General features: G+C 61.9%; 18 protein-coding genes and 1 tRNA gene. 15 read left to right on the forward strand and 4 right to left on the reverse strand.

Annotated features, from left to right (window positions below):
• Positions 1–210: 210 nt before the first annotated feature.
• Positions 211–1620 (forward strand): DEAD/DEAH box helicase, encoded by a 1410-nt coding sequence (locus QWE_RS08840; protein ID WP_006725768.1) that lies wholly within the window; start codon positions 211–213, stop codon positions 1618–1620.
• 64 nt (positions 1621–1684) lie between these two features.
• Here QWE_RS08840 and QWE_RS08845 read toward each other — a convergent pair whose 3' ends face one another.
• Entirely contained in the window at positions 1685–2581 is an 897-nt protein-coding gene (locus tag QWE_RS08845) for a DMT family transporter (protein ID WP_006725769.1), read from the reverse strand.
• On the opposite strand from QWE_RS08845, the gene QWE_RS08850 reads away from it, so the two are divergent.
• From QWE_RS08850 to QWE_RS08870, 5 genes are all read left to right on the forward strand, one after another.
• Positions 2580–2759 (forward strand): hypothetical protein, encoded by a 180-nt coding sequence (locus tag QWE_RS08850; RefSeq protein WP_040299766.1) that lies wholly within the window; start codon positions 2580–2582, stop codon positions 2757–2759. The genes QWE_RS08845 and QWE_RS08850 overlap by 2 nt on opposite strands.
• Before the next feature lie 206 nt (positions 2760–2965).
• Positions 2966–4375 (forward strand): circularly permuted type 2 ATP-grasp protein, encoded by a 1410-nt coding sequence (locus tag QWE_RS08855; protein ID WP_006725770.1) that lies wholly within the window; start codon positions 2966–2968, stop codon positions 4373–4375.
• Positions 4376–4382: 7 nt separating this feature from the next.
• Complete coding sequence (locus QWE_RS08860) at positions 4383–5324, forward strand: alpha-E domain-containing protein (RefSeq protein ID WP_006725771.1); 942 nt, start codon at positions 4383–4385, stop codon at positions 5322–5324.
• A gap of 14 nt (positions 5325–5338) precedes the next feature.
• The gene (locus QWE_RS08865) at positions 5339–6160 is read left to right on the forward strand and encodes a transglutaminase family protein (protein WP_006725772.1); all 822 of its coding nucleotides are present in this window, start codon (positions 5339–5341) and stop codon (positions 6158–6160) included.
• A gap of 85 nt (positions 6161–6245) precedes the next feature.
• A complete protein-coding gene (locus QWE_RS08870) occupies positions 6246–6767 on the forward strand; it encodes a hypothetical protein (protein ID WP_006725773.1) in 522 nt (173 codons plus the stop codon).
• A 2-nt stretch (positions 6768–6769) separates the two neighbouring features.
• Here QWE_RS08870 and QWE_RS08875 read toward each other — a convergent pair whose 3' ends face one another.
• Positions 6770–7222 (reverse strand): MarR family winged helix-turn-helix transcriptional regulator, encoded by a 453-nt coding sequence (locus QWE_RS08875; protein ID WP_040299767.1) that lies wholly within the window; start codon positions 7220–7222, stop codon positions 6770–6772.
• 353 nt (positions 7223–7575) lie between these two features.
• Between QWE_RS08875 and QWE_RS08880 the strand changes: the two genes are divergently transcribed.
• Positions 7576–7652: transfer RNA gene (locus QWE_RS08880), tRNA-Arg, on the forward strand.
• Here QWE_RS08880 and QWE_RS25245 read toward each other — a convergent pair.
• A complete protein-coding gene (locus tag QWE_RS25245) occupies positions 7623–8636 on the reverse strand; it encodes a LysR family transcriptional regulator (RefSeq protein ID WP_052018129.1) in 1014 nt (337 codons plus the stop codon). The two genes, QWE_RS08880 and QWE_RS25245, sit on opposite strands and share 30 nt — an antisense overlap.
• Before the next feature lie 24 nt (positions 8637–8660).
• Between QWE_RS25245 and QWE_RS08895 the strand changes: the two genes are divergently transcribed.
• From QWE_RS08895 to QWE_RS08905, 3 genes are all read left to right on the forward strand, one after another.
• The gene (locus QWE_RS08895; RefSeq protein ID WP_006725776.1) at positions 8661–9668 is read left to right on the forward strand and encodes a DAPG hydrolase family protein; all 1008 of its coding nucleotides are present in this window, start codon (positions 8661–8663) and stop codon (positions 9666–9668) included.
• Between the two features lie 351 nt (positions 9669–10019).
• The gene (locus QWE_RS08900; RefSeq protein ID WP_006725777.1) at positions 10020–11756 is read left to right on the forward strand and encodes an AMP-binding protein; all 1737 of its coding nucleotides are present in this window, start codon (positions 10020–10022) and stop codon (positions 11754–11756) included.
• A 12-nt stretch (positions 11757–11768) separates the two neighbouring features.
• Positions 11769–12668, forward strand: a complete 900-nt coding sequence (locus tag QWE_RS08905; protein WP_006725778.1) for a bile acid:sodium symporter family protein — start codon at positions 11769–11771, stop codon at positions 12666–12668.
• A gap of 256 nt (positions 12669–12924) precedes the next feature.
• Here the strand turns inward: QWE_RS08905 and QWE_RS08910 are convergent, their stop codons facing one another.
• Positions 12925–18060 (reverse strand): beta strand repeat-containing protein, encoded by a 5136-nt coding sequence (locus QWE_RS08910; RefSeq protein WP_006725779.1) that lies wholly within the window; start codon positions 18058–18060, stop codon positions 12925–12927.
• Positions 18061–18664: 604 nt separating this feature from the next.
• On the opposite strand from QWE_RS08910, the gene QWE_RS08915 reads away from it, so the two are divergent.
• The 5 genes from QWE_RS08915 to QWE_RS08935 all read left to right on the forward strand — a co-directional run bounded on the left by QWE_RS08915 (position 18665) and on the right by QWE_RS08935 (position 25206).
• Positions 18665–20698: an O-linked N-acetylglucosamine transferase, SPINDLY family protein gene (locus QWE_RS08915; protein ID WP_040299861.1), complete on the forward strand. Its 2034-nt coding sequence runs from the start codon at positions 18665–18667 to the stop codon at positions 20696–20698.
• 52 nt (positions 20699–20750) lie between these two features.
• Positions 20751–22004, forward strand: coding sequence for a DUF6250 domain-containing protein (locus QWE_RS08920; RefSeq protein WP_040299770.1), 1254 nt, complete (start codon positions 20751–20753; stop codon positions 22002–22004).
• A gap of 113 nt (positions 22005–22117) precedes the next feature.
• On the forward strand, positions 22118–23275 hold the full coding sequence (gene glf, locus QWE_RS08925) for a UDP-galactopyranose mutase (RefSeq protein WP_006725782.1): 1158 nt from the start codon (positions 22118–22120) through the stop codon (positions 23273–23275).
• Between the two features lie 13 nt (positions 23276–23288).
• Positions 23289–24278, forward strand: a complete 990-nt coding sequence (galE, locus tag QWE_RS08930) for a UDP-glucose 4-epimerase GalE (protein WP_006725783.1) — start codon at positions 23289–23291, stop codon at positions 24276–24278.
• 127 nt (positions 24279–24405) lie between these two features.
• Positions 24406–25206: an ion transporter gene (locus QWE_RS08935; RefSeq protein WP_006725784.1), complete on the forward strand. Its 801-nt coding sequence runs from the start codon at positions 24406–24408 to the stop codon at positions 25204–25206.
• Positions 25207–25214: the final 8 nt, after the last annotated feature.

Genomic DNA, 25214 nt, shown 5'->3' on the forward strand with positions numbered 1-25214 from the left:
CCTTCCGGCCGCCGCGTGAGCGTGCCCAGCGACAACTGAGACGCGACGAAGGATAAGGCGCATGACATCAGGGCGGGCATTCCGCCGATGCGCTTGGAAAGCTTTTTTCCAACTTACAAGTTCCCAAATCACGCGGGGTTCTTGACGCCAATGCCAACCGGCTCGCGAAGAACGCGTTCCGGGGTTTGTGCATTTGGCGCCCCGAAAGGTATGACTTTGACAACTTTCGATGATCTTGGCCTCTCCAAGAATATCGTCGCGACGCTGACGACGCTCGGCTTCACGACCCCTACTCCGATCCAGGAGAAGGGTATCCCCGTCGTTCTCGGCGGTCGTGACCTGATCGGTCTCGCACAGACCGGCACCGGCAAGACAGCCGCCTTCGGCCTGCCGATGATCGAGATGCTCCTCAAGGATGAGAAGCGTCCCGACAACCGCACCACCCGCGCCCTCATTCTCGCCCCGACCCGCGAACTGGTGAACCAGATCGGCGACAACCTGCGCAGCTACCTGCGCCGCCTGCCGCTGAAGATCAACCAGGTCGTCGGTGGCGCATCGATCGGCAAGCAGCAGCTGCAGCTCGAAAAGGGCACCGACATCCTCGTGGCCACGCCTGGCCGCCTGCTCGACCTGATCGCCCGCAACGCGATCTCGCTGCGCGCCGTGCGTTACCTCGTTCTCGACGAAGCCGACCAGATGCTGGACCTCGGCTTCATCCATGACCTGCGCAAGATCTCGAAGATGGTCCCGCCGAAGCGCCAGACGCTTCTGTTCTCGGCGACCATGCCGGCATCGATCGCCGATCTCGCTGCAAGCTTCCTGACCGACCCGCTCAAGGTCGCCGTGTCCCCTCCGGGCAAGGCTGCCGACAAGGTCGAGCAGCACGTGCATTTCGTCGCCGGCCAGAACGCCAAGACGGAAATGCTGAAGAAGATCCTCAACGACAATCCGGATGGCCGCTCCATCGTCTTCCTGCGCACCAAGCATGGCGCGGAAAAGCTGATGAAGCATCTCGACGCCACCGGCTACTCGGTCGCCTCGATCCACGGCAACAAGAGTCAGGGTCAGCGCGAGCGGGCACTGAAGGGTTTCCGCGACGGCGAGATCAAGACGCTGATCGCCACCGACGTTGCCGCCCGCGGCATCGACATTCCGGCCGTATCCCACGTTTTCAACTACGACCTGCCGGAAGTCCCGGATGCCTACGTCCACCGCATCGGCCGTACGGCCCGTGCCGGCCGTGACGGCATCGCGATTGCATTCTGCGGCCCCGATGAAGGTCGCCTGCTGCGCGACGTCGAAAAGCTGATGGGCATCGACATTCCCGTCGCCTCTGGCGAACCGCCGGCAAACCTCGCACGCCCGGCCCGTCCGCAGCGTCGCGCTGGCGGCGGTGGCGGCGGCAACAACCGCAACCACCAGGGTGGCCCCGGTCGTGGCAAGTCTGAAGGCGGCGCCAAGGCCGATGGTCGTCCGGCCAAGTCCGGTCACCGCAAGGGTGGCAATGGCGGCGGACAGAACCGCAGCGCCAATGGCGGCCAGGGTCGTCCGGGCAATGGCAGCGGCCAGGGCCGTCCGGCCCGCTCGGGCACTGCCGGCGGACGCCGTCGCGAAGCCTGAGCCAAGGCTTGAACCTGTTTGAATTTGAAATGGCGCGGTTCACACCGCGCCATTTTTCATAGCATCAGTCTTTCAGGATGACCGGCTCGACCGGGCTCTTCCGGTTGATCAGATAGACGCCGACCATGACCACTGAGGTGCCGATCATCATCGGTACCGTCAATTCTTCTCCGAACGCGATCGCTGCCTCAAGCGCGGCAAGCGGCGGAACGAGATAAATGAGCGACGCTGCCTTCGACACGTCTCCGCGACGGATGAGGTAGAGCAGCAGCGCGACCGCCCCCATCGAAATGCCGACCACCGACCAGGCGAGCGTGGCGAAGAAACCGAGGCTCCAGTCGATCCGCAGGTTTTCCAGAGCGACGGCCGCCGGAATGGTGACGATCAGCGCACCGACATATTGCAGCGTCGCGACCGACCGGAGGTCACCCTCTTTGACGAAACGCTTCTGGTAAAGCGTGCCGGCCGTCACGCAGGCCATGGCGAGCACGTTCACTGCAACCGCATAGGCCGGAATGCTCGACGCATCGATGATCAGCACCTTCGGCAAGACCGCGATCGCCACACCCAGGAAGCCGATGACCAGACCGACCCGCTGTCCGGTATTGAGACTTTCCCCGATCAGATAGGCCGCGGCAATCCCGGTCATCAACGGCTGCAGCCCTGCAATAATTCCGGACAAGGCGGCCGGCACGCCCTGCCCGATCGCCCACCAGACCATGCCGAGATAAAGTCCGTGCAGGAACATGCCGGATACGATGGCATGCAACCACCCCGACCGCTGCTTCGGCCAGGCGACGCCGCCGATCCGACAGACGACATAGAAGAGGACGACGGCCGTGCCGTAGCGCACCACGAGGAAGGTCAGCGGATCCGCGAAGAATGTCGCGTATTTGGCGGAAATCCAACCGGTCGACCACAGGAGAACGAAGAGGACGGGCGCAAGCCGGGCAAGGGTCATGGAAACGTATCTTTCTTGGGCCGGATTGCAGCAGCCGGCGGAAAGCTTCGATACTGCGGCACCAAGCAACGGTCAAAAGAGTTTTCCTGCAGGCACCTATGAATTCCGTTCAAGCGCGTCTTTGCAAAAAATCTCTCAGGCCGGCATGCATGTTTTTTCGGCAAATCCGGCAGGATAATGCCTGTCGAATTTTACGATATGCCAAATCACGCGGGAGTAGAGCCACCGGAACCGGCAAAACAGTCGGGAACCTGCACAGGCTTTACGCGATTGCACCATTTTCCAGCAGATGCGGTCGTCTCTCTTTCTGCGAGCGGAGCCCGCGAACGACCTTGCATTGCCCAATTGGTTGTATTCAAATGAACAAAAAAGGGGATGGCGCCATTGGCATTTGATGAAATGATGACTGCGGACAACGATCCGCGCGCACCGTACCAGAACTACTTCGATTGGTATTCCAGCCAGGACCCGGCAAGGCTTCTGGCGAAGTCGCGAGATGCGGAAAACATCTTCCGCAAGACCGGCATCACCTTTGCCGTCTATGGTCATGCCGACAGCGCCGAAAAACTGATACCTTTCGACATCATCCCGCGCATCATTTCCGGCCGTGAGTGGCGCAAGCTGGCCCAGGGCATCGAGCAGCGCGTGCTGGCGCTTAATGCCTTTCTCGACGACATCTATCACAAGCAGGAGATCATCAAGGCGGGCCGCATTCCCCGCGAGCTGATCGAGAAGAACGTCGCCTTCCTGCCCGAGATGATCGGCTTCCGCCCGCCGGGCGGCGTCTATACCCACATCGTCGGCACCGACATCGTGCGCACCGGCGAAGACCAGTTCTACGTGCTGGAAGACAATGCCCGCACACCCTCCGGCGTCTCCTACATGTTGGAGAACCGGGAAACCATGATGCAGATGTTCCCGGAGCTCTTCCAGCTCAACAAGGTTCAGCGCGTCGAGGATTATCCCTATCTCTTGCGCCAGTCGCTCGCATCGCTCGCCCCTCCCGGCTGCAAGGGCAAGCCGCGCGTCGCGGTTCTCACACCCGGCATCTACAATTCCGCCTATTACGAGCATTCCTTCCTCGCCGACATGATGGGCGTCGAACTCGTCGAAGGCTCGGACCTGCGCGTCATCGACGGCAAGGTGAAGATGCGCACCACGCGCGGCTACGAGGCAATCGACGTGCTCTACCGCCGCGTCGACGACGACTTCCTCGACCCCCTCACCTTCCGACCCGATTCGGCGCTCGGCATTCCCGGCATCATGGACGTCTACCGCGCCGGCAACATCACAATCGCCAATGCGCCCGGCACCGGCATTTCCGATGACAAGGCGATCTACTCTTACATGCCGGAGATCGTCGAATTCTACACCGGTCGCAAGGCCCTGCTGGAGAACGTGCCGACCTGGCGCTGTTCGGAAGCCGACAGCCTCAAATACGTGCTCGAACATCTCGAAGAGCTCGTGGTCAAGGAAGTGCACGGCTCCGGCGGCTATGGCATGCTGGTCGGTCCGACCGCGACCAAGAAGGAGCGAGCCGATTTTGCCGACAAGCTGAAGGCGCGCCCCTCCAACTATATCGCCCAGCCGACGCTGTCGCTCTCGACGGTGCCGATCCTCGTCAACAAGGGGATCGCGCCCCGCCATGTCGACCTACGTCCTTATGTCCTCGTCTCCGACAAGGTGCAGATCATTCCCGGCGGCTTGACCCGCGTGGCTCTCAAGCAGGGATCGCTCGTGGTCAATTCCAGCCAGGGCGGCGGCACCAAGGACACCTGGGTACTGGAGGACTGACATGGTCATGCTCGGAAGAACTGCCAACGGTCTTTTCTGGATGTTCCGCTACATCGAGAGAGCCGAAAACATCGCCCGGCTCGTGGATGCCGGTCTGCGCATGTCGCTCACCCGCTCCGGTGCCTCGGACGAGGATTGGGACGCAGTCCTGAAAAGCGCCGACGTCCGCCCGCTGTTTGCCGAACGCCACGGCAAGGTGACGGCCTCTGATGCCATCGACTTCATGCTGCGTGATACTGCCAATCCGTCGAGCGTCATGTCCTGCATCGACGCCGGCCGCAACAATGCCCGCATGGTGCGAACCGCGCTGACCCGTGAGACCTGGGAAGCGACCAACGAATGCTGGATCGAATTGAAGCAGATGCTCGCCCGCAAGCTGAAATCGGCCGACCTGCCCGAGGTCATCGATACCGTGAAGCGCCGCGCCGGCTTGATCCGCGGTGCCTTCCATGGCTCGATGCTCCGAAACGAACTCTACAACTTCGCCCGCATCGGCACCTTCATCGAGCGGGCCGACAACACCAGCCGCATCCTGGACGTCAAGTATTACGTGCTATTGCCGGCGATCACCCATGTCGGCTCCTCCCTCGACAACATGCAGTGGGAATCGATCCTGCGCTCGGTCTCCGCCCATCGCTCCTATCGCTGGGTCTATGACGGGGAATACAAGGCGACCAACATCGCCGACTTCCTGATCTTGAGCGGGCAGATGCCGCGCTCGCTTGCCTATTGCTACGAGAAGATCGTCTCCAATCTCGGTTACATCGGCAAGGATTACGGCGAGCGCATCGCGGCACACGACACCGCCGACACGGTCTATGCCACCCTTCGGACGACCAGCATCGACCAGATCATGGATCAGGGGCTGCACGAGTTCCTCGATAATTTCATTGCCTTGAACAACAAGCTGGGCAGCGAGATCACCGAGGGCTACAGGTTCTACAGTTGAGCAGGATTGAGCGCATGCGTCTCCGGATTACCCATACCACCGAGTATCGCTACGACGATCCCGTTCAATATTCGCTGCAGCGCCTGCGACTGAGCCCACAGGATGGCCCGGGCCAGAAAGTGCTGTCGTGGAATATCGTCGTTGATGGCGCGAAAGTCGAAGCGGGCTTCAACGATCAGTTCGGCAACCACACGCACCTCGTCTCCACCGAAGGCGATAGCCACAGCGTGCACATCGTCGCTTCGGGCGAGATCGAGACGGAAGACCGGGCCGGCGTCTTCGGCCCGCATCAGGGCTATGTGCCACTCTGGCTCTATCTGCGCGATACGCCCCTCACCAAGCCAGGCAAGCTCATCCGCGAACTCGCACGCAGCCTTTCGGGCGACAACGAATTGGCGAAGATGCATGACCTGATGGGGAAGCTCAACGCACAGATCGCCTATGAAACGGGAACGACCGGCACGGAAACCACGGCAGAGCAGGCGATGGAAGCTGGCCATGGTGTCTGCCAGGACCATGCCCATGCCTTCATCGGCGCGGCACGGGTCTTGAGCCTGCCGGCCCGCTATGTCTCGGGCTATCTCCTGATGGACGACCGGCTGGAGCAGACCGCAACCCATGCCTGGGCGGAGGTCTATCTGCAGGGCCTGGGCTGGGTGGGCTTCGACGCCGCCAACAACCACTGCCCCGACACCCGATACATCAGGATCGCGACAGGCCTGTCCTATGCAGATGCAGCCCCTGTCTCCGGCATGCGCATCGGGCTCGCCGGAGAGGACCTGACGGTCAAGCTGATGGTCGAGGCGACGCAGAGCCAAAGCCAGTCCCAGAGCTGATCCTCCGCCGCCGGGCTGGCTTGGATCATGCGACGCAAGCCCCGCACCACGTCGGCCTGTTCTCCTGCAGGGAAAGCGCGGCAAGGTGGCCGCAGCGGAGGTCTTTGCACGCATGCTGTTTGGCAAGTCGCTCTTCCAGTCGGTCGTCGACCGGCTCGATGCCGAGGCGGAAGAAGCACCTCCGGCAGAAGAACCGACCTTCCGGATCAATGGCCTGTCGACGAGCTTCCTGCCAGAGACGCCCGAGCAGGCGCCAATTCTTTCGGAACCGAGCGCAGATCCCAGGCTCGATGCTTATCTGTCCCTGATGTCCGATGAGGTCGCGCCGGCAGAGCCTGAACCGCCTGCCGAACCACCACCGACCGCGCCACCGCCACCGCCGGCCTGGCTGGACCGGCTCTCTCCAGAGGAGATCGCCGAGGATCTCGGTCTTGAGCCATCGGATGATCGCGAGCGCCTGCAGGAGCGCCGACGGGCCTTCGCCCGCGACAATCATCCGGACCGTCTTGCCGAAGACTATAGTGACGCAGCGACCATCCGCATGAAAATCGCCAATGGCCTGATCGACGAAGCAATCAGACGATTCGATCTTGGATTCGGACGGTAAGATCAGTCGTAGAGGCGCCTCAGCAGGCGGTTCACCGTATCGCGCTCGGCAACGCCGCCGAGTTGCTCCAGAACCCAGCGCTCGTGATCGATCCAGATCGGCATCAACTCTTCGAGATAGGCCTCGCCGGCCGGCGTCATGTAGAGCGACTGGACCCGGCGGTCGGTTTCCGACTTGCGACGCTCGATATAGCCCTTGTTTTCCAGACCATCGACGATCGCGACGAAATTCGCCCGCTGAATGCCAAGCGCCTCGGCGACTTCGCTCTGCTTGGCACCCTGGTTGTCGGTCAGAAGAAGAAGGACCGCAAAATCGGTCGGGCGAAGACCTTTCGAAGAAAAGGCTTCATTGAAATGCTGAAAAACGGCAAGCTGCGCCCGCCGCAGTCGATATCCCACAGCATCGTCCATGACTGAAAAGTCTAGCCCGGACGCGTTGGGTACCAATTCATCCATAGTAATTTCCGGCATTTCCCCGCCACTGTCATAATTGCCCCCTCGGGCGACCGCTGCCCCCGACAACGACCTTCCTGTAACGATACTAACTGTTTAAACCGCTGCCACAAGGGCACAACGGCAGCCCTCACGGTGTGAGCAGCAGTTTTTGAACGTCTAACGTTCATTTCCCCAGGTTTGGTATAGGCTGCATCAGTTCCCGCGGACATTTGATCGGCATTTGCCCACTTCGCCCTCGTCGCAGCCCCTGCCCCGTTGATTTACCCCCAGCCGTCTACTGTTTTTCGGATTGATGCGCGCGAGCGACTGCGCTATGACCGCTTCTGGAACGGCGAGTCATATCGCCTTCGGATGCACCCGTAGCTCAGCTGGATAGAGTGTTGGATTCCGATTCCAAAGGTCACAGGTTCGAATCCTGTCGGGTGCGCCATTTTTCTCGCAAACCTCTGAGTGCTTCGGCGACGAGATCGCGCAGGAAGACATGTGCGGGCGCTTTGTCGGTGACCGCATGCCACATCAGGATCAGCTTTGCTGACGCCAGGCCGATCTCTTCCGGAAGTGGCCTGGCCGACAGGTCGAAATGCTTCGCGAAACGTTCCGCCACCTGAGTGTGCACCGTCGCGATCATCGGCGCTTGTGACACAATGGACGGTACTGTCAGCAGATGCGGCGTTCGCAGGGCGATACGAGGCCAAACGCCCCGCTGCCCCAAGGCGTCAAGAAGCGCCTCCCCTTCCGGCCCCTCGACGAACAGCATCGGATGGCGATTGTAGTCATCGAGAGTCATGGTTTCGCGGATAGCGACGAGGCTTGCGTTGAAAATGGTGTGATAGCCTTCATGATAGATCACGCGTTGCTTGTGATAGCTTCTCCCTGCGGCAAACGTACCGATGGCAAGATCGAAGGCGCCGGTTTCCAGACCATCAGCGACATCAATGCCGTCTGTCGGAATCAACTTTAGTGTCACGCCCGGCGCCTTCTCGAGAAGCAAGGCTGAGACAGCCGGTACGAGAATGGCCTCGGCACTGTCGGTCACGCCCAGCCGAAAGGTCATCTCGGCTGTCGACGGCTCGAAAGGCACCTGTTCCTCGAACAGCATGCGTATCTTCCGCATGGTCGCGCGCAGCTCGACCTCAAGACCGACTGCCTTCGCAGTGAGCACCATGCCGCCGGCACTTCGCACCAGCAATTCGTCCCCAAGCAAGCGTCGAAGCCGTGCGAGGTTATGGCTCATGGCCGGCTGACCAAGAGAGAGACGCCGTGCCGCCCGCGACACGTTCCTTTCCTCCAGAAGCGCCTCCATCGAGAGCAGCAGGTTGAGGTCGATGCGACCTATATCAATCATGTCGATTTCGTTCATTCTTTGGATCGATTTGATTAATTTTGCCCACGCCGTAGGTTCATGGTCAAGCATCAATCTGTCCAAGGAACCCGCTCCATGCCCCACAAGCTGTCCCGCCGCACCCTCCTCAAAGGCGCACCTGCCGCAATCGTCGGCACCACGTCGGCCGCTCTTCTCTCCCATGCGGACACGGCGCAAGCGACCGCGATAGCCGACCCCGCAGCGCACCGCGATGCCTATGGAGACTGGAGCGCGGTCACCTATCTTTCCCTGCCGTCACAGAAGCAGCGCGCCGCAAACGAGGAGGCCGTGCGCAGCAGCCCTTACGCGCGCTACCTTGATACCAACCTCTCGGTCCCCTCGGCATCGGCACAGGCCATCCAGTTCGGACCGCTCGATCCCCGCGAAGTCCCCTCGCCCAGCGCCCAGAACCTCAACCGCCTGATCGACCCGTCCTTCAAGACGACAGACAACGGTTATGCCGTTCTCGACGGCCAGATGGCCTATGCGCAGAGCCGCATCGTCATGCCGGGCGTGACCACCGACATGTTCAAATGGTGGTTCACCTGGCATCCTCTCGAAAAAGAACGGTATATGCTCTGGTTCCCCCAGGCGCATATCGACACCAGCGTCGCCGACCCCGCCCGCCTGAAAGATACGACGCTCAGCTACGAGAAGCGGCTCTTCAACAATCCCAACCGCATCCAGGAGTGGATCGGACCGAGCCGTCTCGACGCCATCATCCATTTTGCCGAACCCACAACGCTCGGCTTCGACGCCAAAGCATTGGCGAAACAAGGCTTTACAGCAAGCGCCAGCGCCGTCTGCTATGCGACCCCGGCGCCCGACATACCGTTCACGCTGATGGTCCATATCGCGCGCGACACGAGCGCCGGCATGGAACTCTTGAGCCGCTACTGGATCGGTGCCCATGCCGATATGGCCCGCTTTGCCAATGCGGAGAAGGCGCCGGCAATGCTGCAGAATATCGGCTTCAACGAACAGGTTGCTGAAATGACGGCCTATGAAATGTCGGTCCACGACATGACGGAGTTCAACCATCTTGCACGCATCCTGCCCGGCATTCATCGCGCGTTTGCATAGAGTGCGGCCTGCAGCGAATGATCGCAATCTCCCTGATGATGAAGCGGGAAGGACTGTCAAGGGCGTCACGAAAGGCCGAGGCGTTCCGTCACTTGTCGGCCAATCGTATAGGCTCGCCCGGGTCTTTCCCTGCCGGCGGCCGCAGGCAGCCCCCAATCCGATAACGCGGACGTGATGGGGTTTTCCCGAGCACGGCCGCACTCGTCGGCCCAGCTATCCGACCAAGCCCCGGAAAACGCTGGACTTTGAGCCAGGAGAAATCCATCCTCCACACGTTAGAGGGAACCGGAATCGCATTTGCACCCGGCCCCTCGACGGTGAAGCGCCGAAGAGCGCTCTGGGGGAGGAAACATGGAACACACCTTCACGCCGCCACGCCCGTGGCTGGCGGCTTACGGCACAGGCATCCCGCAGGAACTGGGCGACCTTCGCTACCGCAGCATCGCCGAATTGGTGGATCGCTCCTGCGCCGAGAACGGCCCGCGCAAGGCGTTCACCTGCGTCGTGCCGAACGGCATGAACGGCAGCCTGACCTATGATCAGGTCGGCGAGATGTCGGATGCCTTCGCGGCTTTCTTGCACCATGATTGCGGCCTGCGCGCCGGCGACCGGGTTGCCGTGCAGCTGCCGAACGGCCTGCCCTATCCGGTGGTCGCCTTCGGCGTCTTCAAGGCCGGCTGCATTCTCGTCAACACCAACCCGCTCTATACGCCGAGCGAAATGATCCATCAGTTCAACGATTCCGGGGCCAAGGCGCTGGTGATTGTCGACATGTTCGCCGACAAGCTGGCGGAAGTTGTGCCGAAGACGGGAATCAAGACCGTTGTTCTAGCCGGCGTGCCTGAATTCTTCCCGAAGCTGCCCGAGATCATCATTCGCGGCGTCCAGAAGGTCTGGAACAAGGTTCTCCCGCCTATCCCGAACATCGGCGTTCCGGTCCTGCGGATCAAGGAAGCGCTCGCCAAGGGAAGGACCCACAGCGCCGACGTGAAAGCCATGTGGGCCTCGTCGGGCCCCGACGACCTCGCGCTTCTGCAATATACGGGAGGCACCACCGGCGTCGCCAAGGGTGCCATGCTCACCCATGGCAATATCCTGACCAATCTCGACCAGGTGCGCGCGGTATCCGGCGGCGTGATGGCCCGCGAAGATCAGGTGCTGACGGCGCTTCCGCTCTATCACATCTTCGCCTTCACCGCGAACCTGATGACGTTCTTTGAACTTGGGGCGCGCAACATCCTGATCCCCTCGCCCCGCCCGGTCCAAAACCTTCAGCGGGCGATCGAGAACTACCCGATCACCTGGATCACCGGCGTCAACACGCTGTTCAACGGCCTGATGAACGAGGAATGGTTCGCAGCCTATCCTCCCAGGAAGTTGCGTGCGGCAATCGCCGGCGGCACGGCGCTTCACGAGGCAGTCGCTACCCGCTGGCGGGTGATGACCGGGACCCCAATCGCCGAAGGCTACGGGCTCAGCGAAACCTCACCGCTGGTCAGCTTCAATCCGCTGGATGATCGTGCCAAATCCGGCAGTATCGGCATTCCGGTGCCGGGCTGCGACGTCATTCTGGTCGATGCTGACGGCAAGCTCGTTCCGTCGGGCGAGCCGGGAGAACTTCTCGTGCGCGGCCGCCAAGTCATGCTCGGCTACTGGCAGCGTCCGGATGAAACAGCGACGGCCTTGCAGAACGGCTGGTTCGCGACCGGCGACATCGCCGTCATGGATGACGAAGGCTTCCTGAAGATCGTCGACCGCAAGAAGGATCTGGTCCTCGTCTCCGGCTTCAACGTCTATCCCAACGAGGTGGAGGATGCGCTCGCCAAGATGGATGCGGTGCTCGAAGCCGCCGTCGTCGCCATTCCCGACGCCAAGACCGGCGAAGCCGTCCGGGCCTATGTCGTCAAGAACCCGGATCATGACGGCGACCTCACAGAGGACGCCATCCGCAGCCACTGCAAGACCCTGCTCAGCGAGTACAAGGTGCCGAAATCCATCGTCTTCCGCGACACCCTGCCCAAGACGCCCATCGGCAAGATCCTGCGCAAGGATCTGAAGGCCGAAGTGCAAAGCGAATTCAAGAAGTGAGGGGCAGCCAGCATGTTGACGGAACTTGAAACCACCCTTCTCGGCATCATGATGATGGTGATCATGCTCGGCATGGGCGCCTCCATGACCTGGCGCGACTTCTTCATCGCCTTTCGCAAGCCCAAGGGCATCCTGATCGGGCTGCTCAGCCAGTATCTGATCATGCCCTTCCTTGGTTACAGCCTCGCGCTCGCCCTCGGCCTGCCCGCCGGTATGGCGGCCGGCCTGATCCTGATCGCCTGCATGCCGGGCGGCACCACAAGCAACATCTTCGCCTATTTCTCGAAGGGTGTGCTGGCGCTGTCGATCATGATGACGACGGTCTCGACGCTGGTCGCCGTCGCCACCGTCCCCTTCCTGCTCAGCTTCTACAGCGGCCTCGCGGGCCTCGGCGGCGAATACGTGATCCCCGCCGGCAATGTTGCGCAGGTGCTCGTGGTACTGCTCGTGCCCACCGTGCTTGGCATGTTTCTTCGGAAGATGAACGCAAACGTCGGCGCGACGATCGAGATGATCGGCTCGCTGCTCGGTGTCGTCGTCATCCTCTTCCTGATCGGCTCCTGGGTGCCGCGCAATTACCAGATGCTGCTCGACACCCCCTTCCCCGTCTATATCGCGGCGGTCGGCATCGGCCTGACGGGCATGCTGCTCGGCTATTGGCTCGCCCGGGCGCTCCGCCAAGACAGCAACCGTGCCCGCACGATCAGTCTCGAGACAGGCATCCAGAACGGGCCGCTGGCGGCACTCATCGTGACACTCTCCTTCACAGGCATCCAGCAGCAGGAGGTTCTGTTTATCCCGATCCTCTACAGCCTGTTCATCGTCATCACCTCGTCCTTCATCACCATGTGGTATCGACGGAGCGCAACAGCCGAGGCCCTGGCCCGCGATGCCGCGAAGGTTCGGGGCTGACGGTAGCAAGGCTGATGGAGATACCACCCGGCAGCAAATGCAGCCCCCTTGGCATCAGCTCAAGCCCGTCAGCTTTCAAGTTGGCGGGCTTTTCCGTGCCGACTCTCTGCCTACACCGGGGTCCCGATGCAGGCATCGTCACTCAAGGTCGACCTCTGCACGAGACGAACACGTCATGCCCCAAACGAAAAGCCCCACCGCAATGGGTGGGGCTTTCCGAACGATGTGTGGAAGAGGCGGCGAGCGCCTCCCCTGATCAGAGCGACTGGTAGGCTGCGATGACCGCTGCGATCTGGTCGTCCTTCAGTGCCTGGATCTGTGTGGACGTCAGGGCCCGCAGCTGATCGCTGGTCAGATCGTCGATGTCCTGCGTGGAGAGACCAGCAAGAGCTGCCGTGTTGATCGCGGCAATGTCGTCGGTCGAGAACTCGGCCAGGTCTTCGCTCGACAGGGCGTTGATGCCCGACGAATTCAGAGCCGCCACCTGGGTCGGTGTCAGAGCCTCGATCTGGTCCGTGGTCATCGCCACCAGCTGGTCGGTAGAGAGGGCCGCAATGGCGCGGGTGCTCAATGCCATCACCTGGTCGGTGGAGAAGGAGGCCAGATTATCGGTCGACAGCGAGCGGATCTGGCTCGAGGTCAGTGCTGCGATCTGGCCTGTGGAGAGACCGTCGATCTGGTCCGAATTCAGGACACCCACCTGAGCGGAGCTGATCGCAGCCACCTGAGCGGCGCTGAGGCCGGTCAGCTGAGCCGAGGTCAGTTCGGCAAAGTTGTCGGTCGACAGGGCCGCAATGGTCCGCGTGCTCAGAGCTCCGAGTTCAGCCGATGAGAAGGTCGCCATGTCCTCGGTTTCGAGGCCGCTGATCGCTGCGGTGCTCAGCAATGCCAGCTGACCGGACGACAAGACGTCGATCTGGTCGGTCGAGAGTGCCTTCACCTGCCCCGAGGTGAGGCTTGCGAAGACCCGGCTCGAGAGTGCCGCAATCTGCTCCGTCGAGAAGGAGGCAAGGTTGTCGGTGGACATGGCAGCGATCTGAGAAGTCGTCAGCGCTCCTGCCTGTCCTGGCGTCAGACCATCGATGTCGTCAGTGGTCAGGACCCCAATCTGGGCGGTCGTCAGGGCGGCCACCTGGGTGGAGGTCATCCCGGCGAGCTGCGTCGAGTTGAGGGCTGCGAAGTTCTCCGTGGACAGGGCAGCCAGCGCTCGGGTGTTGAGGGCGGCGAGGTCCGTCGGTGCGAAGGTCGCGATGTCCTCGGTCGACAGGCCGGCGACACCGGCGGAGCTGATCGCTCCAATCTGTGCCGTCGAGAGGTAGTCGAACTGGTCAGACGTCATTGCTGCGATCTGGGCCGAGTTCAGGCTGGCAACACCCGAGGTCGACAGACCCGGAAGCTGTTCAGACGTCAGCGCGGCGAGCGCAGTGTTCGACAGAGCCGCAACCTGCCTGGAGTTCAGGGAAGCGATCTGGCCCGAGGAGAGACCTGCGATCGTATCGCTCGTCAGCAGTGACACCTGGTTGGTGGTCAACGATGCCAGCTGGCCGCTTGTCAGACCCGACAGCTGGCTGGAGGTGAGTGCCACGAAGTTGTCGGTGCTGAGAGCTGCGATCGTACGGCTCTGCAGGACCGCAATTTCAGCGGAGTCGAGGGTTGCAAGGTCATCCGTGCCAAGGCCGGCGACCGCAGCAGAGCTGATCTGGGCAAGCTGGGCAGTCGACAGAGCGGCGAACTGAGCCGTATCGAGCGCTCCGATCTGGGCCGAGCTCAGGGCGCCGACCGATCGGCTGGAGATCGCCGCGACTTGGTCCGTATCGAGACCAGCGATCGCGCCTGTCGACAGGCCGGAGATCGCGGCCGAGCTGATCACCCCGATTTCGGCAGCCGTGAAGGTGGCGATATCGTCGGACGACAAGGCCGCGAGGTCAGAGGAGCTCAGCGCCATGATTTGCGCAGACGTCAGGGCTTCCACCTGATCGGTGCTCATGGCGTCCAGCTGCTCCGAAGTCAGGGCACCGATGGCCCTGGAGTTGAGGGCAGCCACCTGATCGGTCGACAGCGAAGCGATGTTGTCGCTCGACAGAGCAAGGATCTGGGTGGAGGTCAGTGCCGCAGCCTGGGTCGGGGACAGACCATCGAGCTGGTCGGAGTCGAGGACCGCAAGCTGGTTAGTCGTCAGGGCGGCAATCTGGCCGGTCGTCAGTCCGCTCAGCTGGAGCGAGCTGAGGGCGGCAATGTTGTCCGTCGACAGGGCAGCCAGGGTGCGAGAGTTCAGAGCCGCCAGATCGGTCGATTCGAAGGCTGCAACGTCCTCGGTCGCAAGGCCGGCGACCGCTGCGGATGTCAGGGCCGCAAGCTGGCTTGTCGTCAGCACACCGATCTGATCGGAAGACAGGGCGGCGATGGCGTCAGAGCCGAGGGCGCCAACGGCGCGGCTGCTGATCGAAGCCACCTGGGCTGTGTCAAGCGATGCCAGGGCATCGGTGGTCAGCGCCTTGACCTGCGAGCTGGAGAGCATCGCGATGAGGGCGGCAGTCAGACCATCCAGCTGATCACTGACCAGGGTCTCGATCTGCGCCGTGGTGAGAGCGGTTACCTGACCGGTGGTGAGGCCGGCCAACTGAGCCGAGTCGAGCAGGGCGAAGTTGCTGGTGGTTAGTGCTGCCAGAGTTCTGGAATTCAGCGCCGCAAGTTCGGTCGAAGTCAGCGTGTCGATGGCGGAGCTATCGAGACCGACGATGGCCGCAGATGTCAGGGCCGCAAGCTGGGCGGTTCCAAGTGCGGCGAACTGGTCGGAGCCGAGCGCACCAAGCTGGGCGGAGGACAGGCTTGCAATGGCCCGGCTGTTGATAGCACCGACCTGTTCCGTCGTGAAGGATGCAATCGCGTCAGCGTCGAGGGCTCGGATCTGGGCGCTGCTCAGGGTCGCGATCTGTGTGGCCGTCAGACCGTCGATCTGATCGGTGGAGAGGATGCCGACCTGAGCGGATGACAGCGAAGCCATCTGCGCGGTCGTCAGACCTGCAATCTGGTCAGAGCTGATCAGGGCCAGGTTGTCGGTCGAGAGCGCGGCAATTGTACGAGAATTCAGGACCGCCAGTTCTGCCGAAGAGAGCGTGCCGATGGCATCGGAGTTGAGGCCCCGGATGGCAGCAGACGACAGGACCGCCAGCTGTGCGGTTCCAAGCACTGCAAACTGGTCGGAAGTGAGGACGTTCAGCTGTTCAGACTTGAGCGAAGCGAGCGCTCGGGTGTTGAGAGCACCGATCTGGTCAGTGGTCATCGACGCGATGCCGGCCGTGTTAATGGCGGCGAGCTGAGCAGAGGAGAATGTCGCGACCTGCCCCGTGGTCAAACCGTCGATCTGGCCGCTGGTCAGCGAGCCGATGAGGACCGTCGAGAGAGCCGCGATCTGCGCGGACGTCAGACCGACGATCTGATCCGAACCGAGGGTGGCGAAGTTGGCGGTCGACAGGGCCGCCAGCGAACGTGACTGCAGGGCAGCAAGTTCGGTGGAGGAGAAGGTGGCCACATCCTCGGCTTCAAGGGCGGCAACGGCAACCGAGGTCAGCGCTCCGAGCTGGCCGATCGACAGTGCTGCGACCTGATCCGAGGTCATGGCGGCGACCTGAGCGGACGAGAGCGCGGCCACGGCACGGGTGTTCATGGCAGCGATGAGGTCGGTCGAGAGTTCGCTGATCACGGAGGCGGCGATGCCACGAATGGCGGCCGAACTGATGATCGCGAATTCATCGGTGGTGAAGGTGTTGATGTCTTCGGAGGAGAGGGCCAGCAGGTCAGCCGACGAAAGGGCGGCAATCTGCGCCGAGCCGAGGGCTTCGATCTGATCACTCGTCATGGCCGTGAGCTGGGCTGCCGTCAGCGCACCCACCGCGCGGCTGCTGAGTGCAGCGACCTGGTCGGTGGAGAGGGAGACCACATTGTCCGTACCGAGCGCGATGACCTGGGCAGAGCTCAGGGCTCCGACCTGAGAGGCGCTGAGGCCGTCAATCTGATCGCTGTCGAGCACAGCCACCTGCGCCGTTGTCAGCGAGGCGATCTGGGCGCTCGAAAGAGCCGTCAGCTGGGCGGAGGTGAGGCTCGCGATGTTGTCGGTGGAGAGAGCAGCGAGCGCACGGGAGTTGAGGGCTGCGAGTTCCGTCGAGGTGAAGGTCGCAAGATCTTCCGTCTCCAGCCCCTTGACGGCGGCAGAGCTCAGCGAAGCGAGCTGCAAGGTGGACAGGGCAGCGACCTGGTCGCTGCTCAGTGCGGCTACCTTGGTGGAGTTGAGGACACCGATCGCACGGCTGCTGAGCGCACCGACCTGATCGGTCGAGAACGAGGCCAGCGTATCCGCGGTCAGCGCGTTCATCTGAGCGCTGGTCAGGCCCGCAATCTGGCCGGGCGTAAGGCCATCAACCTGATCGGAGCTCAACACGCCAATCTGTGCCGCCGTCAGTCCGGCGATTTTCGCCGAGGTCAGGCCGACGAGCTGGCCGGAACCGAGTGCCGCGAAGTTTGTCGTCGAAAGGGCGGCAAGCGTTCTGGAGCTGAGGGCGGCCACACCGTCGGAGCTGAGCGCGGCAACGTCGTCCGTGCCGAGGCCGGCGACCGCCGTCGAGGTGAGCGACGCAAGCTGACCGGTGGTCAGAACACCGATCTGATCGGTCGAAAGCGCCGCGACCTGGGTCGACTTCAGCACCGACAGGGCCCGGCTGTTCAGGGCGACGATCTGGTCAGTGGAGAAGGAGGCGATAGCATCGGTCGAAAGTGCCGCAATCTGGCGCGAGTTGAGGGCCGAGATCTGCGATGCGTCCAGGCCGTCGATCTGGTCCGAGGTCAGGATTGCGATGGCAGCGGTCGAAAGCGCGGCGATCTGGCCGGAGGTCAGGCCGGAAAGCTGGGTGGAGTCGAGAGTGGCAAAGTTGGCGGTAGAGAGGCCGCTGAGAGCGCGGGTGCTGATGACGGCGAGTTCCGCCGAGGTCAGCGTCGCGATATCGTCAGTCTGGAGACCGGAAAGAGCGGCGCTGCTCAGCGAAGCGAGCTGGCCGGTGGTCAGAGCAGCGAACTGCTCCGATGTCAGGGCGGTCATCTGCGTGGATGTCAGCGCACCCAGCTGCCGGCTGCTCAGGGCCGTCATCTTGGCGCTGTCGATGACAGACAGCTGGTCGATCGTCAGGCCGCGGATGGCAGCACTGGAGATCGCACTGAGCTGGGTTGCGTCGAGCTGATCGAAATCATCGGTCAGGAAGGCAGAAATCTGTTTGGACGATAGCGCGGCGACCTGAGCGGAGCTCAGCGCAGCAACGTCGTCGCTCGTGAAGGAAGCGATGGTCGCCGTAGACAGCGACTTGATCTGGGTGATGCTCAGAGAAGAGATAATCGAGGTCATTTGACGCGCGCCTTCAACGTTAGCGATTGGCCGTTGCATTCCTTTGCCACCGGTCGGAGGAGCACGTCGGGTGCCTCACCACGCGACCCGGGGAGCATCCTGCACCCCGAATGGCCACAATCCGAACGCAAGCGCACATCGATCGCGCTTACCGTGCGGTGTCCTTACGGACGAAAGTTTTTAAGTGGAACATGGCTCGACCGAGCCTGGCGTTGGAGAGGGCATCATGCATGCAGAGCTGATCTCTGCTTCCCACACCTTTTGGAACGTCTACCCCCGGACCCGGGAGACGACCTTGCCTCATCTTTCCGCAAACACAGAAATACGATGAGACGAGTCTTGCCCAGATGATTAGGGCGCACACTCTAATTTTCTATTAACAGTCACCCCCGGAACTCACCTGTCTATTCTTGGCAGAAAGCTACGACGGCACCTCTTAACCTCGGATGCTATCGTCAATAGCGAGTGATTTGGCAAGTCCTAAGATAAGGCGGGCTACAACCACGCAAGCCCAAAGCAAGCTAGGCTGATTAGGAGTTTTTTAACACGCCGCTGCGCGGGAACGAAACCCGGCCACACTTGGCCGATGAGAGATGTCATGTCGATGGTGATACATACCGCATTCGCCCCGGAGCAGAACGCCCAGCTCGCAGCCGCTCTGGAGAAGTCGAGACGCCAGCAGCTTTCGCTGCTCGACGCCCTGCAACTGGCGGAACGGTGGTCGGCAGCCGGGCAGTTCGCCCTTTCGGCCGAACTCTACAAGACATGGACGGCGTTCAATGATCAAAGCCCGCTGCTTCACCTCGCCTTCTTCAACTATTCTGTGACGCTCAAGCAACTGGGCGACAGCGCGGGCGCGATCAACGCATTGAAAGCGGCGCTGAAGGCCCAGCCGATGATGGGCCAGGCCCACATTAATCTCGGGCGAACCTATGAAGATTGCGGCCTGGGCGCCCAGGCGATCCAGCAGTGGCGAAGCTACGTGGAATCGACCGCCGAAATCACCCCCGACAAATCGGTTCATCGTCTGATGGCCCTGCAGCATATCGGCCGCGTCATGGAAGGCGCCGGCCTTCTGGAGGATGCCGAGACCGCGCTCTGGCAGGCAATCGAACTGCGTCCCGACAAACCTGAAGCAGGCCAGCACTGGATCTCGGTCCGCCAGCATCAATGCAAGTGGCCGGTCGTCCAGGGATCGGAATATGTGACGAAGCGGCAGATGCTGGATTCGATCTCGCCGCTGCCGCTTGCCTGCTATGCCGACGATCCGCTTTACCAGATGGCCAAGGCCCATCGTTACTTCAAGATGCTCGCCGGCCGCCCGGATGCGGCACATCTCAACAAGCCGGTTCCGCGCAAGAAGGTCGACACCGGCCAGCGTCTGCGCATCGGCTACGTCTCCTCGGACCTGCGCGACCATGCGGTCGGCTTCGCCTTGAGCGAAGTTCTCGAGCTGCACGACAAGACATCTGTCGAAGTCTACGCCTATTACATCGGCGAACCGCGCACCAATGATGCGACTCAAAACCGGATGAAGGCCGTCATCGATGTCTGGCGCGATATCACCGCGCTTTCGGACCTCGATGCTGCCAAACAGATCATGGCCGACGAGATCGACGTCCTCATCGACGTCAACGGCTATACCAAGCTGGCCCGCACGAAGATCTTCTCCTACCGCCCTGCCCCGGTCATCGTGAACTTCTGCGGCTATCCCGGCACTATGGCGAGCCCGGTCCATCAGTACATCATTGCCGACGAGCAAATCATCCCGCCGGGCAACGAACTCTACTACACCGAAAAGGTGCTCCACATTCCCTGCAACCAGCCGGTCGACCGCAAGCGCGCGATCGGACCGCGCCCGACACGCAGCGAGGTCGGCTTGCCGGAAGACGCCTTCGTCTTCGCCTGCTTCAACGGCATGCAGAAGATCACGGGCCCGATGTTTGCCCGCTGGATGGCCATCCTGACTGCGACCCCCGGCAGTATTCTCTGGCTGCTCGGTGGCTCCGATGCCGTCAATCAGAGACTGCGCGACCTCGCGAAGTCCGCAGGTGTCGACCCGGCCCGCCTCTACTTCGCCTCCAAGGTGCCGAACCCGAACCATCTGGCCCGTATCGCAATTGCCGATCTCTTCCTCGACACTTTCCCTTACGGCGCTCATTCGACCGCTTCGGACGCCCTGACCATGGGTCTCCCCGTGCTGACGCTCCCGGGCAAAAGCTTCGCCTCGCGCTTCTGCAGCAGCATCGTCAAATCGGCCGGCATTCCCGAACTGATCTGCGCAAGCCCTGACGACTACGTCCGCAAGGCGGTGGCGCTGGCGAACGACAAGACGGAACTGTCGCGGATCCGAAGCTCCCTGCAGGCCCAGCGCGAAACCTGCGCGCTTCGCGACATCCCGCGCCTCGTCCGCCGGCTGGAAGAACTCTACTGGCAGATGCAGGGCGAACGCGAGCGTGGCGAGACGCCGGTTCCGGATCTCTCCAACATGGAGATGTATTACGAGATCGGCTCTGAAGTGATGATGGCCGAAGTGGAGTTCGAAGACGAGGCCGCCTATCGCAAGCGCTATCGTGACCGCATCTCCGCCTGGCACGACTTCCACCCCGTCCCGACCGATACGCGCCTGTGGACGTGACGGCATTGACGACCGACTGCGGGCAAAGACCGAACTGGGCTGGGAGAGAATTGTGGCGCCTGTAATACTTGTGACCTTTGCCGGCCGGGAACACCGGATGCAGATCCTCAACAGCTATGTCCGCAAGGCCATGGCCGATGGTCTGATCGACGAATGGCATATCTGGGACTTCACCCGCGCGGCTGCCGATCACGAATGGGTCACGCGCGAATTCGGCCCGCTTCGCTTCATGAGCGACGCCGTCGGCTACCAGGCCTGCGGGACCGTCTCCGCCCGGTCTCCGCTGCGGATGGATGCGAGGATCAACAACGACCTGCATCTGGCGATTTTGCCAAAGCATGACCCGGACACCTTCTATGAGGTCGTCATTGGCGGCTGGAACAATCAGCAGTCCGTCATCCGTAAGGCGCCCCGTGCTCGGCTCAATGACGCCGACCGAGGCGATGCACCGACTGTATGGGCCAAGCTGACCCCGAGCGTGCTGTCGCCCGGCCGGGCAAACGAGGTCATCATTTCCATCGAACACTCGGGGACACCCGAGCTGACGGTCAACGGCGTCGTGCTTGGTCGCTGGCCAGACATCGCCCTGCCGGCTGGGGCCGACGTCATGGTCCGCGGCGGCTGGGGGGCCACGCTTGAACTCTGCCATGTCGACGCGCCGGTGCGCCGATACGTCGGGAATCCCGGCGAACAGATGCCGTATTTCCAAGCCTATCAGTATTATGCCCGTCGCCTTGCCGATTTCGCCGACGCACTCTTCCTGAAATGCGACGACGACATCGTCTATCTGGATCTCGACGGCCTCGCTGGCTTCATCGATCACCGCCGCAAGAACCCGCATTACTTCGTGACCTCGGCGAATGTCGTCAACAATGGCGTCTGCGCCCACTTCCAGCAGGTCTCCGGAGCGCTCCCCGCCTCGCTCGGCCATTTCGAGCGTCCACCGGGTGGCTTCGGCGGCACGCTCTGGACCGATCCAGACAAGGCCAACAAACTCCACGACTTCTTTCTGGCATCGCCGAACAAGGAGTTGCCGCTTCCCACCAAGGTCGTTGATTGGCAGGAGCGCCAGTCGATCAACTTCATCGGCTGGCTCGGCCGCGATCTGCAGCACATGGCGCTCGCCAAGGGCGATGACGAGAAGATGCTGACCGTCGACCTGCCGGCCTTCCTCGAACGTCCGACATGCATCTACTCTGACTTTACGGTCAGCCATCTGAGCTTCGGACCACAGGAGACCGGCGTCGACGTCAACCGTCTGATCGCCGCCTATGACAAGCTCATGCGCGAGAAGCTGTCAGCTTGAGTACTTCATGATTCGACCGGCGGGTGACCGCCGGTCTCTTTGCAATTGGGCGAGATACGGCAGGCCTTGCAGCTGGAACCGAACCGCCCCGAAAATCGAGGAACACCCACCGGATGGCACAGGGTCAGAAAATCGGGATCGTCGGCGCGGGCCTGTCCGGCGCCGTCATCGCACGCGAACTGGCGGAAGCCGGCTTCGAGGTCGAGGTCTTCGACACGCGTCCGCACATCGGCGGCAACTGCCACACCGAGCGCGATGCGGAAACGGGCGTCATGGTGCACATCTACGGCCCGCACATCTTCCACACGGATGACGCGGAAGTCTGGGACTACGTCAACGGTTACCAGACCTTCCTGCCCTACAAGAACCGGGTGAAGACCACGAGCCAGGGCCAAGTCTATTCCCTGCCGGTCAACCTGCACACGATCAACCAGTTTTTTGGCAAGACCTTCCGCCCAGAAGAAGCCCGCGCCTTCATCGAGGAACAGGCCGACAAGACGATATCAGACCCGCAGACCTTCGAGGAGCAAGCGCTGCGCTTCGTCGGCCGCGATCTCTATGAGGCCTTCTTCAAGGGCTACACCGAAAAGCAGTGGGGCTGCTCGCCGACCGACCTGCCGGCCTCTATCCTGAAGCGCCTGCCCGTGCGCTTCAACTATGACGACAACTACTTCTTCCACAAATTCCAGGGCATGCCGGAAAACGGCTACACCGACATGATCGAAAAGATCTTCGACCATCCGAAGATCAAGGTGACGCTCGGCCAGCACTTCGATCCCCGCGCGCCGCACGATTATGCCCATCTTTTCTATTCCGGCCCGCTCGATGGCTACTTCGCCTACGAGTTCGGACGCCTCGGCTATCGCACGCTGGATTTCGAGCGCTTCACTTATCAGGGCGACTACCAGGGCTGCGCGGTGATGAACTACGGCGATGCCTCGGTGCCCTACACCCGCATCACCGAGCACAAGCATTTCTCGCCCTGGGAAAGCCACGAGGGATCGGTCTGCTACCGCGAGTTCTCCCGCGCCTGCGGCGAGGATGACATTCCCTATTATCCGATCCGGCTCGTCGAGGAGAAGGCGCAGTTGGCGGACTACGTTGCCCGCGCCTACGAGGAAAAGGCCGTCACCTTCGTCGGACGCCTTGCGACCTATCGCTATCTCGATATGGATGCAACGATCCGCGAAGCGCTTGACACCGCTCGCCTCTTCCTCGCCAAATCGAAGGAACAGGCAGCCATGCCGGCCTTCGTGCATGCCCCACTCTGATCCGAGAATGACCATGACTGCCACCCCCATTCTCGTCGTCGGCGGCGCCGGCTATATCGGCTCGCACACCTGCCTTGCGCTTTCCGAGCGCGGCTATCTGCCTGTTGTCTATGACAACTTCACCTCGGGCCATCCGGAATTCGTCAAGTGGGGCCCGGCCGAACAAGGCGACATCCGGGACAAGGTGCGGCTGAAGGAAGTGCTTGCCAAGTACCAGCCGAAGGCTGCCATGCATTTCGCAGGCCTGATCGAGGTCGGACAGTCCTTCAAGGAGCCGGAGCACTTCTACGACGTCAACGTCTCGGGCACGCTGAGCCTGCTGCAGGCCTTGAGCGAAGCCGATATCCGCAACTTCGTCTTCTCCTCGACCTGCGCCACCTATGGCGCGCCGGAATATCTGCCGCTTGACGAAAAGCACGGCCAGAAGCCGATCAATCCTTACGGCCGCACGAAGCATATCGTTGAGCAGGCGCTCGGTGACCTCAACCTCTGCGGTCGCATGCGCTCCGTCATGCTGCGCTACTTCAACGCTGCCGGCGCCGACTTCGAAGGCCGCATCGGCGAATGGCACTCGCCGGAAACCCATGCCATCCCGCTTGCGATCGAGACGGCTCTCGGACGGCGGGAATTCTTCTCGATCTTCGGCGAGGACTACGACACCCGCGACGGCACCTGCATCCGTGACTACATCCACGTCAACGATCTTGCCGACGCCCATGTCCGTGCCGTTGAATACCTGCTGAACGGCGGCGAGACGATCGCCATCAACCTCGGCACCGGCAACGGCACGACTGTCAAGGAACTGATCACGGCCATCGAGAACGTTTCCGGCCGTCCGATGCCGATCAAGCGCACCGAGCGCCGCCCGGGCGATCCACCTGGCCTCGTCGCGAGCAACGCCCTTGCCCGCGAAGTTCTCGGCTGGGATCCCAAGCACGGCATCGACGACATCATTCGGTCGGCCTGGAAGTGGCACTCGACCTTCAACGGCCATTCCACCTGAGGACGATTACCCGGCGATCGGACTTTCCCTAAAAAGGCGCGTGAACGGCCGGTACCGCTGGCTGGTGCCCCTTGACGCGCCGCGATCCTTCCGCTTTTCGTCGTGCAGATTTTGCGGAGCCAGAACCATGCGCGACAGACTGAAGACAATCCTCTCCTCCAACGCGTGGGAGCGGTTGATCATTGCGGTCATCCTGATCAATTCGGTCACTCTGGGCCTTGAGACGTCGCCCGCAGTGATGCAGGTCATGGGGCCGCTGCTGGTGACGCTGGACCGGCTCATTCTTGCGATCTTCGTCATCGAAATCGCAGCCCGGCTCTACACCTTCCGGCTCGCCTTCTTCCGCGACCCCTGGAGCATTTTCGATTTCTCGATCGTCGCCATCGCGCTGATCCCGGCGACCGGCCCCTTCCAGGTCCTGCGCGCGCTGCGCGTCCTGCGTATCCTGCGCCTGATCTCCATCGTGCCCTCCCTGCGAAGGGTCATCGGCGGCCTCATTGCCGCCCTACCCGGCATGGGCTCGATCATCGTGCTCCTGTTCATGCTGTTTTATGTCGCGGCCGTCATGGCGACCAAGCTCTATGGCGCGACCTTCCCGGACTGGTTCGGCAATCTTGGTGCGTCGACCTATTCGCTCTTCCAGATCATGACGCTGGAAAGCTGGTCCATGGGCATCGTCCGGCCGGTGATGGAGGTCCATCCCTATGCCTGGCTGTTCTTCGTGCCCTTCATCCTGCTCAGCACCTATTCGGTCCTGAACCTCTTCATCGGTGTGATCGTCTCTGCCATGCAGGAACAGAGCATGGCCGACACTGACGCGGACCTGAAGACCTTGCATGTCGACAATGCCGAGCTGCTGCGGGAAATGCAGGCGCTGCGATCCGAAATCGCCGCGCTTCGGGCCGAGAGAACGGCAGCCGGCGCCTAAATCGAAGT

The organism is Agrobacterium albertimagni AOL15 (assembly GCF_000300855.1).
Lineage (GTDB): Bacteria > Pseudomonadota > Alphaproteobacteria > Rhizobiales > Rhizobiaceae > Allorhizobium > Allorhizobium albertimagni.

What these genes read in the sequence shown, in the direction of transcription:
- QWE_RS08850 (WP_040299766.1), top strand. Translation starts at nt 2,580, where the DNA reads ATGGAAACGTATCTTTCTTGGGCCGGATTGCAGCAGCCGGCGGAAAGC.
- galE (WP_006725783.1), top strand. Translation starts at nt 23,289, where the DNA reads ATGACTGCCACCCCCATTCTCGTCGTCGGCGGCGCCGGCTATATCGGC.
- QWE_RS08905 (WP_006725778.1), top strand. Translation starts at nt 11,769, where the DNA reads ATGTTGACGGAACTTGAAACCACCCTTCTCGGCATCATGATGATGGTG.
- QWE_RS08915 (WP_040299861.1), top strand. Translation starts at nt 18,665, where the DNA reads ATGGTGATACATACCGCATTCGCCCCGGAGCAGAACGCCCAGCTCGCA.
- QWE_RS25245 (WP_052018129.1), bottom strand. Translation starts at nt 8,636, where the DNA reads ATGCTTGACCATGAACCTACGGCGTGGGCAAAATTAATCAAATCGATC.
- QWE_RS08860 (WP_006725771.1), top strand. Translation starts at nt 4,383, where the DNA reads ATGCTCGGAAGAACTGCCAACGGTCTTTTCTGGATGTTCCGCTACATC.
- QWE_RS08895 (WP_006725776.1), top strand. Translation starts at nt 8,661, where the DNA reads ATGCCCCACAAGCTGTCCCGCCGCACCCTCCTCAAAGGCGCACCTGCC.
- QWE_RS08910 (WP_006725779.1), bottom strand. Translation starts at nt 18,060, where the DNA reads ATGACCTCGATTATCTCTTCTCTGAGCATCACCCAGATCAAGTCGCTG.
- QWE_RS08900 (WP_006725777.1), top strand. Translation starts at nt 10,020, where the DNA reads ATGGAACACACCTTCACGCCGCCACGCCCGTGGCTGGCGGCTTACGGC.
- QWE_RS08865 (WP_006725772.1), top strand. Translation starts at nt 5,339, where the DNA reads ATGCGTCTCCGGATTACCCATACCACCGAGTATCGCTACGACGATCCC.
- QWE_RS08935 (WP_006725784.1), top strand. Translation starts at nt 24,406, where the DNA reads ATGCGCGACAGACTGAAGACAATCCTCTCCTCCAACGCGTGGGAGCGG.
- glf (WP_006725782.1), top strand. Translation starts at nt 22,118, where the DNA reads ATGGCACAGGGTCAGAAAATCGGGATCGTCGGCGCGGGCCTGTCCGGC.
- QWE_RS08845 (WP_006725769.1), bottom strand. Translation starts at nt 2,581, where the DNA reads ATGACCCTTGCCCGGCTTGCGCCCGTCCTCTTCGTTCTCCTGTGGTCG.
- QWE_RS08875 (WP_040299767.1), bottom strand. Translation starts at nt 7,222, where the DNA reads ATGGATGAATTGGTACCCAACGCGTCCGGGCTAGACTTTTCAGTCATG.
- QWE_RS08840 (WP_006725768.1), top strand. Translation starts at nt 211, where the DNA reads ATGACTTTGACAACTTTCGATGATCTTGGCCTCTCCAAGAATATCGTC.